The organism is Streptomyces sp. NPDC029216 (assembly GCF_040648015.1).
In the GTDB taxonomy this organism is placed as follows: Bacteria; Actinomycetota; Actinomycetes; order Streptomycetales; family Streptomycetaceae; genus Streptomyces.
Map to the genome: position 1 here is coordinate 1 of NZ_JBEZWL010000157.1, position 16,884 is coordinate 16,884.

Here is a 16,884-nt window from a genome sequence, read left to right on the forward strand (position 1 = left end):
GGCATACCAAGGCGCCGGCCGCGGTGTCCGCGTTCCCTTCCGAGGCCGCCGTCCCAAAGGCTGGAAGCGGCGGCACAACACCACCCACGCCAAGATCCGCTGCGTCGGCGAGCAGGCCATGGCCACCCTCAAGGGCTGGCGCCCGCTGCGGAAGCTCCGCTGCAGCACCAACCGCATCACCGACATCGTGAAGGCCCTCCTCGTCCTTCACCACGCCACAACCTGAGGTTGGAAAAGCCTCACTCAACGCAGTCGGAGCACAGCGCTGACGCCGGCGTGGTCGGAGGGCCACAGGCCTGACGGGGTGCGGTCGGTCTGGGCGTCGCCCACCCGGTTGGTCGACACTGTGGTGACCTTGCCGCGGAAGAGTACGTAGTCGATGCGCTGGGTGAGGGTGGAGGCGGGGTTGCGCAGGTCGGGGGCCTGGCAGCAGGTGTAGCCGGGGTTGCGGTGGCGGGTGGAGGTCCAAGCATCAGTGAAGCCGGCGGCCAGGAGGCGGCTGTAGCTTTGGGTGTTCGTTCCCGGTGTCGCACCGACTCCGCCGGCCGCCGAGTTGAGGTCGCCCAGCAGCACGGCGGGGAGCGTGGTGTTCAGCGGGCCCGCGAGCAGTTCATCGGTCTGTGCTTCCTGGACGGCGGGGGCGGCGGGCTCGAGATGAGTGGTCACCACCCGGGTGGTGCGGCCTCGTAGCGTGGCGTCGGCCCCGACCCAGCCGCGCTCGATCCGTAGCGGCGGGTTGGGCGGGCAGCCCAGCACGGGGCGGCAGATGGGCACGTGGTTCTGGAACCGGGCGGCCTGCGCGTTCGCCACGGAGAACTTGTGTGCGGGCAGGTCGGTGCGGGCCAGGAGTACGTCGCGGTCGGTGAGGCGGATGTCCTGCAGGCCGCTGGGCGTGGAGCGCGGGGCCTCGAAGTCGCTGCCGACGGTGACGCTGGCCACGGCCTTGTAGTGCTTGCCCCGGGCGGAGAGCTCGTCGAGAAGGATCTGCAGGAAGTCGTACTCGACGTGGGTGGCGCTGCCCGGCCCGGCGGGCGTCTGGCTGCGCCACAGCACGGCTTCCTGGAGGCCCACGAGGTGGGGATCGCTTTCGGCGATCTCGTCGGCCAGCGCCTCGGCACGCTCGGGAAAGTTCGTCGCCTGGACGTTCGCCCACACCGCGGTCACCGCGGCGACGAGCCCCTGCGGGGTGGTCGCGGCGAGGACGGGCGCGAGGTCTGCGCCCAGGTAGAGGTTGCGGGTCATGACCCGCAAAGGGGTCCCCCCGCCCTCGGAGGCCGAAGCCGCGCCGAGCGACCCTGGCGCCAGGAGTGCGAGCGCGCACAGGGCGGATGTGAACCAGCGACGAGTCATGCGGGCAGTCCTTTCGGTTAAAAACCGGACAACTGCCTGCATTCTCGCCGGAACCTATGGCGTTCTCGGGGAGGCGGCGATCCAGGTGTAGGCCGGGCAGCCGAAGCGCGTCACAAGGAAGGGCGGCTCCGACGGGCGGCTGGTGCCGACGGAGCCGACTCCGGGATCCCCCTGGGGAAACGCGAGAACTTCTGACTGGGGAAATACGTGACCGTCCACACATCCGGGCGTGTCGCGTCGGTGGGTCCTGGTGCTCGGCTGTGGCAAGGTGCCCAAAGCCGGGGAGAATCCGGCTCATGGATGACGCGTTCACACTCCTTCGGCAAGCCGTTGACCTGTTGCCCGAGGACGCCACGACAGAGAACGGCGTGACAGTCGGGGATGTTCGCGAGGACATCAGGCGCCAGGAGTGGGAGATGGTGCTCGGCCTTCTCACCGAGTTCGGAGATGTCCATCCGATCTCCCTGGATTTCTGGGAGCTTCTCGCCGAGGCCGCCCGGCAGATGATGCTCGACCGCAGCCGGCGCTGGTGTGAGTGGCGGGGCTGGGAAGTCCGGCACGGCACGGTCAGGGCGACACTGAGTCTCCCAGAGGCAAAGAATGGCGGACGCCGGAGTGCCTTTGCCGGGGACGGCAGACTCAGACCGATGTGGGACATCGGCAACCGCACCACCGGTGGGGAACGAGAGCTGAACGTCGCACGGGTGTGGGTGGAGTTCGCGGAGGAGCTCGGCCCGGGAGAGACCGCCGACGTTCGGTTGGCCCCTCTGAGCCCCGAGCAGTGGAGGCATCTGAAGTGCGGTGACGTGATCACGATGCACGAGACCCGGCCTGTTGCCGGCACGGCCACGGTCATCGAGGTTTTGCCGCCCCACAGCTGAATCCCTGCGTGATCCTGTGCAAGGCGGCCGGTCGTGCGATGGTCGTCAGTCACCGCCGGAGTTCGAGGGGAGTCGGCCGGCACTGGTGCGGAAGTCGGGCATCCCAAGGTGCACGGTCGCGTGGCGGGCGGACATGTCGCGCATTGCGGTGAGCTGCACACGCCGTGCACTGATCCGGTCGTCAGGGAAGCCCGCCGGGCGGTGCCAGCTTTGCTCCCCCCGTCGGACCGATCCGGCAGATCTACACTGAGCTGCGAGAGCGCTACGGGGGAGCAGGGTCATGGGAGTGGGTACGGGTACGAGCAATCCGGTGGACGGCGAGTGCGCCGTGATCTCGGCGGTCCGGGCTGGAGACACCGACTTGGTGAGGACCCTTCTCCGGGAGAACAGCGACCCCGATTACCTGGACGCCGCGTTCTGCCTGGCCGTCCGGATGCACGCCGGGCACATCGCCCAACTGCTGCTCCAGTACGGTGCGGACTCCGGCCAGAGCAGGCCCGAGGACCTCATCCCCTTGAGTGAGGGGGTCGACTCGGGTTCGCCCGCTCTCTTTGAGGCGCTCCTGGGCCACGAGATCCGGAGCAGATATCCCGAGACCGAGCTCCTGGAGGCGCGGGACCTCGCACGCCGCTGGCACGAGACGGGGGCCGAGGCCGAACTGCGACGCCGTACAGGATCCCGGGATGCCATCGTCCGTACGCAGGTTCAAGACAGCGAGTACGACAGCGTCGACGAGTTCACCCTTGGTGGCATGACCGTGCGAGACGGCCATGGGGCGATCCTCACGTTTGCCGAGGAACTGCTCGGGGTCCGGACCTCGTTCGAGGAGCTGATGGACCGCGCGTTGGCCCACGCCGACCAGGAGAACCACTCGACATGGAACAGTGTCACCATCCTGTTGGGCGGCCGACGCGATGAGGCGACCTGGACAGCTGCCGCAGCGCTGCGGACGGACCCGGACGCGTCCCGCCGATTGTTCGGTGCTGAGGTGCTCCGGCTGACCCATCTGTTCGACGACAGCGACGAGGACGCGTTTGCTGGTCCCGCTCTGGACATGTTCACGGACTGGTCGGCCGAGGAGACGGACATCGCCGTGCTCACCGAGGTGCTGGTCGCTCTTGGTGAACACATCGATCCCCGCGCGGAGGCGGCTCTTCTGCCCCATGCCGGCCATCCCCATGCCCGAGTACGGCGTGCGGTGGCGCAGGGATTCGGCGAGTGGTCGTCGCCGCCGGCCTTGTCTGGCGACGCTCGCAAGGCACTGCTGCGGCTGATAGCCGATCCGGACGCCGTGGTGCGCAAGACTGCCTGCTGCACGGTTGCCGAGGCCAGGGACAACGATCCCGTCCTCCCCGATGCCATGGCCGCTGTGCTGGGCGACGCGGACCGCTTGGTCCAGCTAGCCGCCGTCTACGGACTCGCCCTCCACAACGACGAACGCTGCGTGGAAGCAGCACGCCTTCTCGGCCCGCCGCAGCGCGGTTCCCTGGAAGAGGAGGGCTACCTCGACGCGGCATGGCGCTACGAGTGGCGGCGCGACCGCCCCTGACGCCCCCGCCTTGGCCTAGCAGGTGCTACGGGCTCTACGGCCTGACCGAACCGCCGGCGGCGCGCCCCCCACAGCCTGTTCCCAGTCGGCTGGTCTCAGCCGGTGCGTTCGCCGCCTTTCCAGAGCGTGCAGGCCGGGACCTTCTCCCCCCAGGGGAAGCCGTCGTGCTGTGTGCGGCCACAGCGGCCGGCCACCGAGCCTCCAGCATCCCCATTCTCTGCACCACCGAACCCGGCGCGGGCTTCTACTGCGATCTCAACGACATCGCAGGGCTCCTCTCGGGAGTCCTGGACGATATCCCCATCCTCAGGTGACGCAACTACGATCCCAAGACCCTCATCTGCCGCGTGACGTCTGACAAACCCCCCTTCAGTGGCTTTGCAGGGGTGGCACACCCCGGTCAACCAAACCGCCCAAACGGTTAGTGGGCGCAGCCGAGTCAGATGTACGTCGGGAGCTCCGGCGGGGCCGCAGCTTCGATCACCTCCGGCCAGACAGCGCTGTAGTGAGCAGGGCTGCGCTTTCGGGGCGGTGCCCGGGTCGGCTGCCGACCCGGGCACCCGGTTCACGCCTCTACTCCATGAACTGGAAGGTCCACGCCTGGCTTCGGTCGCTGACGTCGAGCGGCCTCAGGGCGATACGGGGCGGGAAGATCCGCAGCAGGCTGAGGTCCAGGGCCAGCTCCTCGCCGTCGACGGGGCCTCCGGGGACGACGACGTGGAAGGTGTGCGGCTGGTCGCTCTGGTAGAGCGCCCACTCGCGGGGCTCGGGGTATCCGACGACCGGCTTGTTCGTCTCCGGGTCGCCGTCGTAGGAGACATAGGTTTCGCTGCGGAGATTGCGGATCGTGCAGTTGCCGTTGCCGAGTTTCTCCAGCTGCCATTCCTGCTCGCCGGGGTTGCCGGTGGGCGGCAGCAGGACAACGGGTGTCTTGGGTTCCGATGCCCCGTCCAGCAGCGTGAGCAGTTGCTCGCGAGGGCGGGTGATCGTGTAGGTGCCGTTCGGTACGGGTGCCATGGACGACTCCACTTCTGACACGCGGCGCCCGGGCGGGTCGCCGCTGATCTCTTGGGCCAGACGAATCCCTTCCCTGCCAACGCGCGACAGAGGGTCGGAAAGGCTTGCACCACCCTTCAGGAGTACAGCAAATGCCTCCCGGTGTCCGACCGTCTCGGTGGAAGCGTCCTCCGGTGCCTTCCGTGGTGTGTCCGGTGGCAGTTGCTCCGTGGGACCCCATTGCCGGTGATAACTACGACGCCTCACTGACGCGAAAACGCAGGTCGACAGCTGCCGCAGGTGACACCTACCGTGCGTCTCGCACCTCCAGGGAACACGCGGCGGAGGTCACCGCGCTGGTGACCTCCGCCGTTTCCCTGCCCGGGGCGGATGTCAGGGCAGGTTGGGGGCGTGCTGCACAAGCCGCGTACGCGTACGCGAGGACGATGTTCACTCGTTCGGCTGATTCGATCCGGCGGGCCCGGGCATGCGGCGGCGCGGACCGCCGGTGGTGGCGGTCCGCGCTGTTTCTGCTGGTGAGCTGCGGACTTCGTGTCCGCGCTCCAGGGGTGGGGGCGCCGCGTGCAGCGCCCCCTCGGCTTCGTGCCGGGTGTCGTCAACGGCGCCGCAGGAGTACGGCGATCAGGACGGCCGTCAGCGGGGCGGCGACGGCCGCGACGGCCATGACCGGCTCGGTCAGATTCGGGTGCGCGGCGACCACGTACCCGACACCGCCCAGGAACAGGAGGACGACAAAGGCCAGGAGCAGCAGGACAAGCGGGTCTGGACCCGGGCCTCCCGCGGGCGGCCGCTGAGCCGGGGCCACGGGCTCGGGCTGGGGTTGCGGGGTGTTGGCGGGCATAGGGGTTCCCTCCCGTGAGGTCCCGCGGGCGGTCCGCGGACGGCGGCTCGCAGTCGGATCCGCGGGCCAGCTTCAGCCTCGGGGAGGCGATGATCTTGCGGGAGAGGGAACGGATGTTACATCGCGATCGGCAAGAATCCGGCCGCCTCCACGAGGCGTTCCAGGGGTGTCACGGCCTGCGTGACAATCGGGCAATCGCGCTGGTGGACAGCGCATTTCCCGAGGAAGGGCAGGCGATGGGCGCACCCGAGGGGACGGTCGCGTACGCGTACGCGACCGCGCTGCGAAAGGCCTTGGACGGCTACCTCGCCGGCGGCGGCACCCAGACGGCGATCGCCACAGCCCTGGGCACATCCACGGCCAGCGTCTCGCGGTACCTGAGCGGGGAACGGATCGCCCCCCGGGAGAAGCTGCATGCCATCAAAACCTTCCTCGAAGCACGGTCCCTTTCCAGTCCCGACGGGGTCTGGGCCGAGCTGGAGGAGCTGTGCGGCAAGGCACACCTCGCCAGCGGGGCCGCCGCCGTCCAGCGCGACCATCTAAAGGAAGAGCTGGCCCGCGCGTGCGCCGAGCACCAGCGAGCCCAGTGGATCGCCAAGCAGCAGCTGCACGGTCTGGAACAGCGGGCGGAGCGCCTCACCGAAGACCTCAGGCAGGCTCTGGCCCGCGCGCAGCGCGCGGAGCGCACCTGCCAGTTCCTCCAGGAGCGTGTCACGGTGCAGGACCGGAGCATGCGCAAGGCCGGGGACTACATCCGCACCATCGAAGGCGAACTCACAGAGCAGAAGGAGCAGGCCGGCCTGCTCCGGACGGAGGTCGGCGTCGTGCGCGAGCAGAACCTCCGGCTCCTCCAGGAGAAGCCCGCCGTTGCCACCCCGGCAACGCAGCTCAGCCACGCGCACACGCCGCAATACGTCTACATCCCCACCGCCGAAACGGCGGCAGCGGCCACGGAACCCGTCGAAGCGGCGAGCCCTCCCCAGTGGGTCCCCCCGCAGGAACCGCCGAACGCCGAGCCGTACGGATACGGCTACTGGACCCCCGACCAGCTCACCTACGACGCACTGTTCGGGTACGACTTCGCGGGCACCCAGCCCGCCCCGCACGGTTACCAGGAAGACGCGACCGCGCGCCCCGAGCGCCAACACGACGCATACGGCTACGAAGCCTGGGCGGCTGACCCCTACGACACAAGCACCTATGGCGCATGGGGCCCTGAGCAGTGGACTGCCGGCCCTGTCCTCACCCCGGTGGACGGCGAACCGTCCCTGCACACACCGGCGGCCCCGCCCGCGCCTCTTCCTCACCGGGAAGACAAGAACGCGCGGCAGCCGGCCCGGGCCGCCCAGCCGAACTACACGGCTCCCCCACGCGCCCGGGCGGGAGCGCTGCCGACTCTCGCGCTTCTCGCCGTTCTCCTCGGCGCCCGCCTCGTGTGAGCTGCGGCGGCCGGCCGTGTAGCAAGCTCGCCGACACGGCACTGCCGGGAGGACGGCACGCCATCGGACAGCGGGGCACGACGGCCCGTTCGGCACCGCGGTGCCGCAGGGGTCCGCTGCCCGCGTGAGGCGGTGCGGTCAAGATGAGGGGCGGGAAGGGTGGTCGCCTCGCGGCGGAGGGCTCTGCAGGGCTTCAGCCGAACGATCTTCCCCACAGGCATAGGTCAGGCCCGGGGACACAGTCCCTCCCCGCACCCCACACGTGGATGAACGGTCAACCAAACCGGAATGTTCCCACCCTCCGGACAGCCGACCCTCCGGCCCAGGTCAGAAGGCGCCGGGAACGCGCAGTCCGACGGCGACAGCCGCGCGCGGCACCCCGCACGGACGGCGGCCAGCTCGGCCCGCACATCGGTCCCCGGCCTTTCACCGGCGGCCTCAAGGGCCCTGGCGGCTGCCGTGTGCAGCTCGGCCCGCGCAGTCGCGTCGTCCCCAGGGCGCACCGTGGGCTCGGCGGCCTCCGCAACCGCGCTGCGAAGCGAGGGCCGCACCTGGACCGGACTAGGTTCCCATGACGTATGTGAGGGTCCACTTCTGGTTCGGCAGTCCCTGGTTGTCGTTGGTTACGACCGGAGACTCATTCGCGCCGTTCCAGCCGCGGTCGGGCTCCAGGACACGGCCGAAGAGGTTCGCGATGCGGCCCGGGTCGGACTGGGTCGCCGGGTCGACGTACCAGAGCTGGTCGACGTTGGTGAAGCTGCTGTCACACCGCGACAGCCAGGTCGCCCAGCCGCTCGGGCCCTGCGCATAGCCCGCCAGGCACTCGCCATTCCGGCGGTTCACCATGTGGTGGCGGCCCCGGCCGTCGGCCACGAGGTCCCAGAGCTGGTACGCCTCCCTGGTGCAGTCCCACACCCGTACACGGTCGTCACCGGACGGGAAGCCCAGACAGCGGCCCGTGCCCTGGTTCCTGACCTGGAACGGGCCGACCCCAGCAGCGGCCGCCGGGGCCACCGCCGCGCCGGCCTGCGGCGCGGCTGCACGTCCGCGGCCGACGGAAGGCGGCACGGACCAGCACCGCGAACCGCACCAGGTCACATACGGCAGCTTCAAGATGGTCCCGGTCCAGCAGGACGCCTCTCGATCCCAGGACCGAGCGCAGCGCGTCGTCCATCGCGCTGCCGGGTGTCGCCGCGCACACCAGCACCCACCGTTCACCGGGCCGGATCTCGGCGCATTCCCGGGCACGCACAGCGGCCCTCGCCGCATCGACCGCGTCGGTGCCTGAGGCGGACGTCACCGTGACTGCGTAGTCACGCCCGGCCAGTTCGAAGTAGACCGCCGGTTCCTCAGGCGATCCGTGGTCGACGACCGCCTCGGCATCGGTGCGCCGCACGAGGGCCGCCACGACGTCGACAAGGAGCCGGTGCCGGTCCGCAGCTGAGAGTCCGTCGCCGCGGAGTTGCCCGTACTCAGCCAGCAACGCCCGTACGTCCTCCATCGCCCCCGCCTTGCATAAGCCGGGTATCGACACCCGGAAGGCGATTGTCGCGCATCGCCGGACATGACGCTCGGTGATCCCCTGGATGCCGAGCTGCCTCCCCAGCCCCTCAAAGGGGCGCTGGTGGCGCAGTGGTGCATTCCTGCTCCAGCCGCGGGCGTTTCCGCGATGCTTTCGGTGTCCGCACTCGTTGTACCGACCGGGGACTCAGTCCGCGGTCCCATTCCACGTGAGGATCGAACACGTGAAGGACACGGACCGCGATACACCAGCGGACCGTCTGCGTGTGGCGCCGCTGGGCTCTCTCCCCGAGCAGGGCCTGGTGCTTGACCTCGGACGCGGCGCTGCTGTCACCATCACTCGCGAAGGCTGGAGGGTCACCACGTCGGGCGTGACCCTGCCCCACTTCGAGGCTGCCGCCGCAGCCTTCCTCCCCATTCCGGTCTCCGGTGGGTCGCTCACCGGGGTGCCCAGCAGCGGCAAGTCGATGGCGCTGGGCAGTGTCTGACAAAGGATCACGGACTGGTTCGCGGAGCCAGAGGATCAGTGAGGCCAGGACGACTCCGGCGCGGTAGCGGTCGGCGAGCTGGTCGAACCTGGTCGCGATCGCGCGGAACTGCTTGAGGCGCGCGAAGCATCGTTGCCCCGACTCCGCAGCAGGTGCCGGATCGCCCGGCTGGAGCAGGCCTTGTCGCCCAGGACCCGGGCCGGTGTCGTGCGCGGGCGGCCGGCGCCGGCTCGCGGGACGCGGATCCCGTCGAGGACCTGGCCGAACGCGGTGGCGTCGTTGACGTTGCCGGGCGTGAGCACGATGGACAGGGGCAGGCCCCGGCCGTCGACGGCGAGGTGGACCTTGGTGGTCAGCCCGCCTCGGGACCCGCCGAGGGCCTGGCGCGTCTGCGAGCGGCCCGGATCTTCCAGTTCGTCCCCGTCTGCGGCCCCTTTTTGCGTGCGCCGTGCTGGTGGGCCCGGTTGACCGTGGAGTCGACGGCGACGGTCCACTCGACCCGGCCCACCGCGTCGTCACGGACCTGCACATGCTCCAGCAGCCTTGCCCACGTGCCGTCCGCCTCCCAGCGGGCGAACCGCTCGTAGACGGTCTGCCACGGCCCATACCGCTCCGGCAGGTCCCGCCACGGAGCCCCGGTCCGCAACCGCCACAGCACACCATTGACCACCTGCCGGTGATCACGCCACGGCCGACCACGCCCGTCCACCTGCGGCAACAAGGGCCCTATCCGCTCCCACGCCGCGTCCGTCAACTCACCTCTACCTGCCACAAGATCAATCATCAGACACGCCTTAGGCCGGTTCTGGCTCACGCGCGACTACCTGCCCGAGTTCGCCGGCGTCCTCGCCGGCTTCCCCTCGCTCGCGGGGATGGCCGGCGCGACCGGCGCCCGCGCCGAGCCGGTGCCCATCCCGCGGGACTGCGCCGACGGCCGGTTCGACGCGTACCGGCGCCGCCCGGGAGCGTATCTGGAGGATCACGTGCGCCGTGCGGTGTCGGTGTGGACGAAGGACGGGCCGGAGGCCGAGCAGCGGGCGGTGCGCAGCCTCGGTGACGACCTCCGTTCCGGCCGGTGGGCCGAGCGCAACAGCGACCTCGCCGACCTCGACGCGGCAGATCTCGGCCTCCGCTTGCTCATCGCTTGAAGGGACACGGGTCCGGCCTGACCCGGGTTGCTCTTCCTCGTCACCGCCCTCGGGCGCGTCGACCGCGACCCGCGCCGCAACGGCCGGCGCGTCCTCCCCGGGGGCGGCGGCCGGCGGGGCGCCGAGCGATTCGCAGGCGAGGGTGCGGGCGATCCACGGGGACCCCGACGCGGCGCCCGCCAGGCGCAGACACCAACGGCTTCGCCGCGGGCCTGGCGGTCGTGGTCGACCACCGCCTGACCGACCGCGAACCGGTAGCGGCTCACCGGTGACCGCCCCGCCCGCCCGGGTGTTGAGCCTCCCCCCAGGGGAGACATCAAGCTAAGGGCATGCACAGCGACAGCGAAACGCTCTACGGCATCGGAGAGCTTTCCCGAATGACCGGCCTGACGGTGAAGGCCATCCGGTTCTACTCCGATCGCGGCATCGTCCCGCCGACCCGCCGGAGTCCCGCCGGCTACAGGCTCTACGGCCCCGACGCGCTTGCACGCCTGCACCTGGTCCGCACGCTGCGCGATCTCGGGGTCGATCTGAGCAGTGTGCGCAGCGTGCTGGACAGGGAGACATCCCTGCCTGACGTCGCGCAAGCACACGTGGACGCGCTGGACGTGCAGATCCGCACCCTGCGACTGCGCCGCGCGGTCCTCCACGCAGTCGCCCGCCGTGACCCCACCCACCTGGAGATCGACTTCATGCACCGACTCGCGGCACTCTCCCAGGCACGACACCGTCGCCTGTTGGCCGACTTCGTTGACGACACCTTTCAAGGTGTCCGCTCCAACCCGGAGTTCGCGGGCCTGATGCGCTCCGCCCTCCCCCAGCTCCCTGACGATCCGACGTCCGAACAGGTCGAGGCCTGGTTGGAGCTCGCCGAGCTCTGCGGCGACCCCGACTTCCGTGCGGCGCTCCGGCAGACGGCCCAGGAGCAAGCACAGACGCCGACGGTGCATGACACCATGGATGCGAACAACGCTCTCAACGAGGCGATGCGCGCGCGCATCGACGAAGCCGGATCCGCGGGGATTCTCCCCACGGCGACGCGGACGGCCTCGGTCGCGGACACACTCGCAGGCCTCTACTGCCATGCCTTCCACGACGCGGGCGACGATGATCTACGCCGCTGGCTCCTCGCTCGGCTGCAGCCTGCCACTGATCCGTACTGCGAGCGCTACTGGCAGCTCGTGGCAACGGTCAACGGCTGGCCACCGTCACCCACGCTGGCCCCCGTATACACCTGGTTCACCACCTACGGGCGCCGCCGTGCTACCGCCACGGCAAGCACGTCCTGACGCACGGAGGGTGACGTGAAGTACCAGCTCGTACAGATCCTTGGGTTGGCCCTCCTCGTCGTGGGCGGGCAGGGGGCGATACGCCAACTGATCGACCCCGGCAACGCCGGCTTCCTCAGCTGGCTGCCGGGCGGATTCCCCGCCACGATGACCGTCTACATCGGCATCACCGTCGTCGGCGCCACGCTGGCCGCCTGGGCCCAGGGCCGCACGAGGGCAGCCAAGGCCGAAAGCTAGGCCGGTACGCCTCTCGCGGGCCATCGCCGAACGCTGGGTACCGGGCCTGGCCCGCGCACGCCCTGCCGGCACGGTCCGCCGGCTCGTTCAGTCGGCGGTCAGCGCGCTCGCCAGCCGCCCCAGCGCCGCCTTGATCCGGTCCGGCGTCACCCCCTGTGCGCGCTGCTGGAGGAAGACCTCCGGTGCCAGCGGCGCGAGCAGGGTGTCCACCAGGGCCTCCGGGTCGGGGACGCCGGACTCGCGCAGCAGGGCGAGGACGTGGGCGCGCCAGAAGCCGTACGCCCCGACGGTGAAGCGCTTCTCGCCGGTCTCGGCGCCCAGCACGAGGTGGCCGTGGCTCTCCAGCAGGCCGACCATGGCGGCGTAGAACGCGGTGAGCCGCTCGGCCGGCGGCGCTCCGGGGCCCAGTGGGGGAGCGCCGCGCAGCAGCTCTTCCTGCAGGCGGCGCTCGTGTTCGTCGAGGAGGGCCGCGGCGATGGACGTGACGTCCGGGTAGCGGCGGTAGAGCGTGCCGCGGCCGATGTCGGCCGCCCGGGCGATGTCCTCCATCGTGACCGTCCGCGGATCGCCGGCGGCGAACAGCTCGGCGGCGGCGGAGAGCACCTTGGCCCGGTTGCGGGCGGCGTCCGCGCGTTCCCTCGTCCCCATGGGACCTCAGCCTACCGGAATAAGTGGACGCTCTGTCCGGTTGAGGCTCTCATCCGGTATAACCGGACGCCGTGTCCGGTTAATGTTCCGGCCGATAGCGAGGGGACCCCCGCCATGACCACGCTGCTGCACCTCGATGCCAGCGCCCGCCGCCATTCCTCCAGGCGGGAGGCGGGGGACGCGGTCGCCGCCGCCTGGCGCGCCTCCCATCCGGGTGGCGTCGCTGCCCGCAAGACGGGAGCCTCCTTGTGAACTGGCTCCTCCTCGTCGCCGCCGGGCTGGTGGAGGTCGCCTGGTCGCAGAGCATCAAACCGACGGCCGGGTTCACCCGCCCGCTGCCCACGCTGCTCTGCTTCGCGCTCGCCGCCGTCGCCGTCTACCTGCTGTCCCTGGCGATGAAGGGCCTGCCGGTCGGCACGGCCTACGCCGTCTTCACCGGGATCGGCGCGGCCGGCGCCATCACCCTGGGCATCGTGGTCCACAAGGACCCGGTGTCCCTCGGCCGCCTCCTCGCCCTGGCCCTGATCATCGGCGGCGTGGCACTGTCCCACGCCACCGCCCCGGCCGAGTGAGGAGACCGGTACCGGCGCTCAGGCGGCGGGCTGGGGCGCGGGAGCTGGGCCTGGCCGAAGAGGAGTGCCCAGCCGTCGGGGAGCTGGTGGAGGATCCGGGCGAGGAGGTCCAGGCCGGCGAGGCGGGCCAGGACGGTCAGGACCGTTCCGGCTTCCCAGCGGGCGGTGGCCGGGGTCGCGTCCGTGCGGGGGGCCTGTCCAGTAGACGGTGTCACCGTGGTCGGTTTGCAGGTCAGAGCCGGTTGTTGGTGAGGCGTCCGTCGAAGGCGATGTCGAAGGCCTGGAGGGCTCGCTTCCAGCGGGTGGTCCAGCGTTTGCGGCCGGCGCCGGCCGGGTCCAGGGACATCACCGCGAGGTAGACGCACTTCATGGCCGCATTCTCCGAGGGGAAGTGGCCACGGGCCCTGACCGCCCGGCGGATGCGGGCGTTCACGGACTCGATCGCGTTCGTGGTGCAGACGATCCGCCGGATCTCGGCGTCGAACTGCAGGAACGGGACGAACTCCGCCCAGGCGTTCTCCCACAACCGCACGCTCGCCGGATACTTCTGCCCCCAATTCCTCACAGAACTCGAGGAACCGGCTGGTGGCCGCGTCCTCGGTCGGAGCGGTATAGACGGGCTTCAGTGCTTTCGCGATCTTGTCCCAGTCCTGGCGGCCGGCATAGCGGAACGACGCCCGCAGCAGGTGAACGACGCAGGTCTGGACGACGGTCTGGGGCCAGACCTCGCCGACCGCGTCGGGCAGGCCCTTCAAGCCGTCGCAGACCAGCATCAGGACGTCCTCGACACCGCGGTCTTTCAGTTCGGTCAAGACCCGCAGCCAGTGCTTGGCGCCTTCCCCGCCTTCGCCGCCGGCCCATAGTCCGAGGATGTCGCGGTGGCCTTCGGCCGTGACCGCGAGGGCCACGTAGATGGGGCGGTTGGCGACCTGGCCATCGCGGATCTTCACGTTGATGCAGTCGATGAACACGACCGGATAGACGCGGTCGAGCGGGCGGGCCTGCCACTCGGCCATGCCCTCCATCACCGAATCGGTGATCGTCGAGATGGTCTGCTTGGAGACCTCAGCTCCGTAGACCTCGGCCAGATAGGCGGAGATCTCACCGTGGGTCAGGCCCTTCGCCGACAGCGACAGGACCATCTCGTCCGACGCCGGTCAGTCGGCGCTGACGCTTCTTCACGATCTGCGGCTCGAACGCACCCTCGCGGTCCCGCGGCACGTCGATCTCGACCGGGCCGACGTCGCTCACCACGGTCTTGGAGCGTTTGCCGTTCCTCGAGTTGCCGCCGTTCTTGCCCGCGGGATCGTGCCGGTCGTAGCCGAGATGGTCCGTCATCTCGCCCTGGAGAGCGGACTCCAGCAGCCGCTTGGTCAGCTGCTGGAGCAGACCGCCCTCGCCCGTCAGCTCCAGGCCCTCGGCCTGAGCCCGAGCCACGAGCTCGTCCAGGAACCGATCACCGACAGCCGCCGAGGAGGCCCCAGCCTCAGGCGCCATGGCTATGTTCTCGCTGGTCACAGGTGCAATCCTCCATGATCGGAGTTACACCGTTCCTTTTACAGGCCCTGTCGACGGATTCGGTGGCTGGTCGAACACGATGCGGTAGTCGCTGCCGGAGGTACGGCTGATGGGTGGCCGGCCTCCGAGCACGGAGTGCGGGCGCTCGTGGTTGTAGTAGTTGAGGAAGTCCGCGAGCGCGGCCCTGCGTTCCTGAGCGGCTGTGCGTGGCGTCAGCGTGCGAACCTTTCGATGGCCTCCGGGGTGACGGGGGTGAAGAAGTTGACGAGGTTGCCGTCGGGGTCGCGGAACAACAGCGACCGGTTGCCCCAGGGCATCGTGGTGGGCTCGTTGACGAAGTCGGTGACGAAGCCGGTCAGGTTCTGGTGAACGCGGTCCACGTCGTCGACGAGGAACTCGGTGATCACGCTGTGGTTGTCCGCCGGGCGGGCAGAGCCCGGGGCGAACAGCGGGACGGTGCGGGTGCCGGCGATTGCGAGGGTGGCGCCCGCGGTCTTGAGTTCGGCGAAGTCCTCGGTGGCCCGTATCGCCTGCATCCCTGTAGCTCGCTCGTAGAACTCGACGAGGCGTGCGACGTCGCTGGTGATGATGCGGATCGAGACGAAGTCCATGGGAATCTCCTTGGCTGTGCTGGAGGCGTGCACGTCGCAGGCTAGGAGAAATAGTGGACAGAATCGGTCCTGTATTCGCGTTAGGCTGCGAACATGCCACGACCCACCGGCCGCGTGCTGACACTCCTGGAGCTGCTGCAGTCGGGCGGCACCCGGACTGTGGCCGAGCTCGCCGACCGCCTCGGCGTCGAAGGGCGCACCGTGCGGCGGTATGTGGACCAGCTGATCGACCTGGACGTGCCCGTGGAGTCGGTGCGCGGCCGCTACGGCGGGTACCGGCTCGCCCCCGGGTACCGCTTGCCTCCGCTCATGCTCAGCGACGACGAGGCGCTGGCCGTGCTGCTCGGCCTGGTCGCCGGCCGCCGGGCAGGGCTGACGATGACGCAGCGCACGGCAAACGAGACGGCGTCAGCGAAGATCCGGCGGGTGCTGCCCAAGCACATCGCCCGCCGGCTCGACACACTCCTGGAAGCTCTCGCCTTCACGGATCAGCCCGGCGAGTTGGACCACCCGGACGCCGGGCTCCTGCTCACCATCGCCGATGCGGTGCGCCACCGCCGACCGGTCTCGATCCGCTACACCGACCGCGACGGACGGCGCAGCGAACGCACACTGCACGCGTACGGGATCGTCGCCCATGCGGGCCGGTGGTACGTGACGGGCAAGGACGCCCAGGTCGGCGAGGACCGAACCTTCCGGCTCGATCGCATCGCAGACGCGCGGACCCTGCCCGGCTCATTCGAAGCGCCCGTGGGTCCCGGTCCGGCACAGCGCGTGTTGTCAGGATTCGCCACGGCCGAGTACCGGCACGAGGTGACCTTGCGGATCCACGGGACAGTTGAGAAGATCCGCGCGCACCTCCCCGCCAGCGTCGCGAGCCTGAAGGAGCACGAGCCCGCGGCCGGCCAGGACCCGGCGGCCGAGCACTGGCTGCGCGTCGAGCTACGGGCGCAGCAGCTCGACTGGTTGCCTCGGATACTCGCCTCACTCGACCGTCCGTTCGTCATCGAGCGCCCCGATGAACTACGCGACCTCGTCATCGCGCTCGCCGATCGCCTCACGTCTTACGCCCGCCAAGCTGACAGCGAGGAACCAATGTCATGAGACGGCACAGCTAGACCACGCTGGCCAGCCAGCACCGCGGCAGCACCAGCACTACGGCTGCTCTGTTGATCCCCGAGGCCGGAGTTAGGCGAGGTGGGGGGCGAGTTTGAGTCATTGGGTGCGGTACGCGGGGGTCCGCCCCGCTTCTCTCTACGCTCGGCCCCTGGCTCCTCGCGGGACGCGAGGCACGGATTTAGGGGTAGGTATGGCTGACATCAACTTCGGCATCGCGGCGGACATGCTTCCGATGGCCTACATGCAGCCCGGCGGCATTGCGGGTTTCGACTACGACGTGGCGCAGGCGCTCGCCGAAGAACTGGGCGACCGGGCCGTCGTGAAGGACGTGGATTTCGTCGGGCTGATCCGGGCACTGGAGATCCGCAAGGTCGACGTGGTGATCGCGTACCTCGACGCGAGCGCGGACCGCAAGAGGTCCGTGGACTTCACCCGGCCTTACTGATCGTTTCAGAATGAGTTGAGCTGTGGGCCTTGTGCTCGACGATCTTGGTCGGCAGGGTGTCCAGAGTGCGTGCTGATCTTGTTCCTGACGACCTGTGGGAGCGGGTGGCTCCGCTCCTGCCGCCCGCTCCCGAACGGCGCCGGCGCCACCCCGGGCGGCTGCGTGTTCCCGACCGAGTGGCACTCGCCGGCGTCATGTATGTGCTGCGGAC

Annotated in this window: 19 protein-coding genes and 4 pseudogenes; 13 read left to right on the forward strand and 10 right to left on the reverse strand. The window is 69.8% G+C overall.

Features of this window, described 5'->3' with window-relative positions; all coding sequences use genetic code 11:
• Positions 1-226, forward strand: a 226-nt coding sequence (locus AB0F18_RS33535; protein WP_362067533.1) for a transposase family protein, incomplete at its 5' end; no start/stop codon positions are given.
• 17 nt (positions 227-243) lie between these two features.
• Here AB0F18_RS33535 and AB0F18_RS33540 read toward each other — a convergent pair.
• Positions 244-1,242 (reverse strand): endonuclease/exonuclease/phosphatase family protein, encoded by a 999-nt coding sequence (locus tag AB0F18_RS33540; RefSeq protein ID WP_362067535.1) that lies wholly within the window; start codon positions 1,240-1,242, stop codon positions 244-246.
• A 395-nt stretch (positions 1,243-1,637) separates the two neighbouring features.
• Here AB0F18_RS33540 and AB0F18_RS33545 point away from each other — a divergent pair, with 395 nt between their 5' ends.
• Positions 1,638-2,231 (forward strand): hypothetical protein, encoded by a 594-nt coding sequence (locus AB0F18_RS33545; RefSeq protein WP_362067559.1) that lies wholly within the window; start codon positions 1,638-1,640, stop codon positions 2,229-2,231.
• A 280-nt stretch (positions 2,232-2,511) separates the two neighbouring features.
• Positions 2,512-3,780 carry a HEAT repeat domain-containing protein gene (locus AB0F18_RS33550; protein WP_362067537.1) on the forward strand — a complete coding sequence of 423 codons (1,269 nt, stop codon included), beginning with the start codon at positions 2,512-2,514 and terminating at the stop codon, positions 3,778-3,780.
• A 573-nt stretch (positions 3,781-4,353) separates the two neighbouring features.
• On the opposite strand, the gene AB0F18_RS33555 is transcribed toward AB0F18_RS33550, so the two are convergent.
• On the reverse strand, positions 4,354-4,797 hold the full coding sequence (locus AB0F18_RS33555; protein ID WP_362067539.1) for an RICIN domain-containing protein: 444 nt from the start codon (positions 4,795-4,797) through the stop codon (positions 4,354-4,356).
• 595 nt (positions 4,798-5,392) lie between these two features.
• A complete protein-coding gene (locus tag AB0F18_RS33560) occupies positions 5,393-5,638 on the reverse strand; it encodes a hypothetical protein (protein WP_362067541.1) in 246 nt (81 codons plus the stop codon).
• Between the two features lie 89 nt (positions 5,639-5,727).
• On the opposite strand from AB0F18_RS33560, the gene AB0F18_RS33565 reads away from it, so the two are divergent.
• Complete coding sequence (locus tag AB0F18_RS33565; protein WP_362067543.1) at positions 5,728-7,077, forward strand: hypothetical protein; 1,350 nt, start codon at positions 5,728-5,730, stop codon at positions 7,075-7,077.
• A 561-nt stretch (positions 7,078-7,638) separates the two neighbouring features.
• Here the strand turns inward: AB0F18_RS33565 and AB0F18_RS33570 are convergent.
• A complete protein-coding gene (locus AB0F18_RS33570; RefSeq protein WP_362067561.1) occupies positions 7,639-8,091 on the reverse strand; it encodes an RICIN domain-containing protein in 453 nt (150 codons plus the stop codon).
• On the reverse strand, positions 8,006-8,578 hold the full coding sequence (locus tag AB0F18_RS33575; protein WP_362067563.1) for a hypothetical protein: 573 nt from the start codon (positions 8,576-8,578) through the stop codon (positions 8,006-8,008). Before AB0F18_RS33575 ends, AB0F18_RS33570 begins: the two co-directional genes overlap by 86 nt.
• A gap of 244 nt (positions 8,579-8,822) precedes the next feature.
• Between AB0F18_RS33575 and AB0F18_RS33580 the strand changes: the two genes are divergently transcribed.
• Positions 8,823-9,086 (forward strand): hypothetical protein, encoded by a 264-nt coding sequence (locus AB0F18_RS33580; RefSeq protein WP_362067565.1) that lies wholly within the window; start codon positions 8,823-8,825, stop codon positions 9,084-9,086.
• Here the strand turns inward: AB0F18_RS33580 and AB0F18_RS33585 are convergent.
• Positions 9,081-9,870 (reverse strand): annotated as a pseudogene (locus tag AB0F18_RS33585) (IS5 family transposase); the annotation flags it as partial. The gene AB0F18_RS33580 and the pseudogene AB0F18_RS33585 overlap by 6 nt on opposite strands.
• Before the next feature lie 16 nt (positions 9,871-9,886).
• On the opposite strand from AB0F18_RS33585, the pseudogene AB0F18_RS33590 reads away from it, so the two are divergent.
• From AB0F18_RS33590 to AB0F18_RS33600, 3 genes and pseudogenes are all read left to right on the forward strand, one after another.
• Positions 9,887-10,234 (forward strand): annotated as a pseudogene (locus tag AB0F18_RS33590) (MerR family transcriptional regulator); the annotation flags it as partial.
• 329 nt (positions 10,235-10,563) lie between these two features.
• The gene (locus AB0F18_RS33595) at positions 10,564-11,523 is read left to right on the forward strand and encodes a MerR family transcriptional regulator (RefSeq protein WP_362067545.1); all 960 of its coding nucleotides are present in this window, start codon (positions 10,564-10,566) and stop codon (positions 11,521-11,523) included.
• A 15-nt stretch (positions 11,524-11,538) separates the two neighbouring features.
• Positions 11,539-11,760, forward strand: coding sequence for a hypothetical protein (locus AB0F18_RS33600; protein WP_362067547.1), 222 nt, complete (start codon positions 11,539-11,541; stop codon positions 11,758-11,760).
• Positions 11,761-11,847: 87 nt separating this feature from the next.
• On the opposite strand, the gene AB0F18_RS33605 is transcribed toward AB0F18_RS33600, so the two are convergent.
• A complete protein-coding gene (locus AB0F18_RS33605; RefSeq protein ID WP_362067549.1) occupies positions 11,848-12,408 on the reverse strand; it encodes a helix-turn-helix domain-containing protein in 561 nt (186 codons plus the stop codon).
• Positions 12,409-12,522: 114 nt separating this feature from the next.
• Between AB0F18_RS33605 and AB0F18_RS33610 the strand changes: the two genes are divergently transcribed.
• Positions 12,523-12,660: a hypothetical protein gene (locus AB0F18_RS33610; protein ID WP_362067551.1), complete on the forward strand. Its 138-nt coding sequence runs from the start codon at positions 12,523-12,525 to the stop codon at positions 12,658-12,660.
• Positions 12,657-12,980: a multidrug efflux SMR transporter gene (locus AB0F18_RS33615; protein ID WP_079431394.1), complete on the forward strand. Its 324-nt coding sequence runs from the start codon at positions 12,657-12,659 to the stop codon at positions 12,978-12,980. The genes AB0F18_RS33610 and AB0F18_RS33615 overlap by 4 nt, the downstream gene beginning before the upstream one ends.
• Positions 12,981-13,212: 232 nt before the next feature.
• On the opposite strand, the pseudogene AB0F18_RS33620 reads toward AB0F18_RS33615, so the two are convergent.
• The 3 genes and pseudogenes from AB0F18_RS33620 to AB0F18_RS33630 form a co-directional block, all read right to left on the reverse strand.
• A pseudogene (locus AB0F18_RS33620) lies at positions 13,213-14,477 on the reverse strand (IS256 family transposase).
• Positions 14,478-14,522: 45 nt separating this feature from the next.
• Positions 14,523-14,687, reverse strand: a pseudogene (locus AB0F18_RS33625) (integrase core domain-containing protein); the annotation flags it as partial.
• Between the two features lie 23 nt (positions 14,688-14,710).
• On the reverse strand, positions 14,711-15,109 hold the full coding sequence (locus AB0F18_RS33630; RefSeq protein WP_362067553.1) for a VOC family protein: 399 nt from the start codon (positions 15,107-15,109) through the stop codon (positions 14,711-14,713).
• Between the two features lie 93 nt (positions 15,110-15,202).
• Between AB0F18_RS33630 and AB0F18_RS33635 the strand changes: the two genes are divergently transcribed.
• From AB0F18_RS33635 to AB0F18_RS33645, 3 genes are all read left to right on the forward strand, one after another.
• Entirely contained in the window at positions 15,203-16,213 is a 1,011-nt protein-coding gene (locus tag AB0F18_RS33635; RefSeq protein ID WP_362067555.1) for a YafY family protein, read from the forward strand.
• 205 nt (positions 16,214-16,418) lie between these two features.
• Entirely contained in the window at positions 16,419-16,673 is a 255-nt protein-coding gene (locus AB0F18_RS33640; RefSeq protein ID WP_362067557.1) for a transporter substrate-binding domain-containing protein, read from the forward strand.
• A 56-nt stretch (positions 16,674-16,729) separates the two neighbouring features.
• On the forward strand, positions 16,730-16,884 hold a 155-nt coding region (locus AB0F18_RS33645; protein WP_362065839.1), incomplete at its 3' end, for a transposase.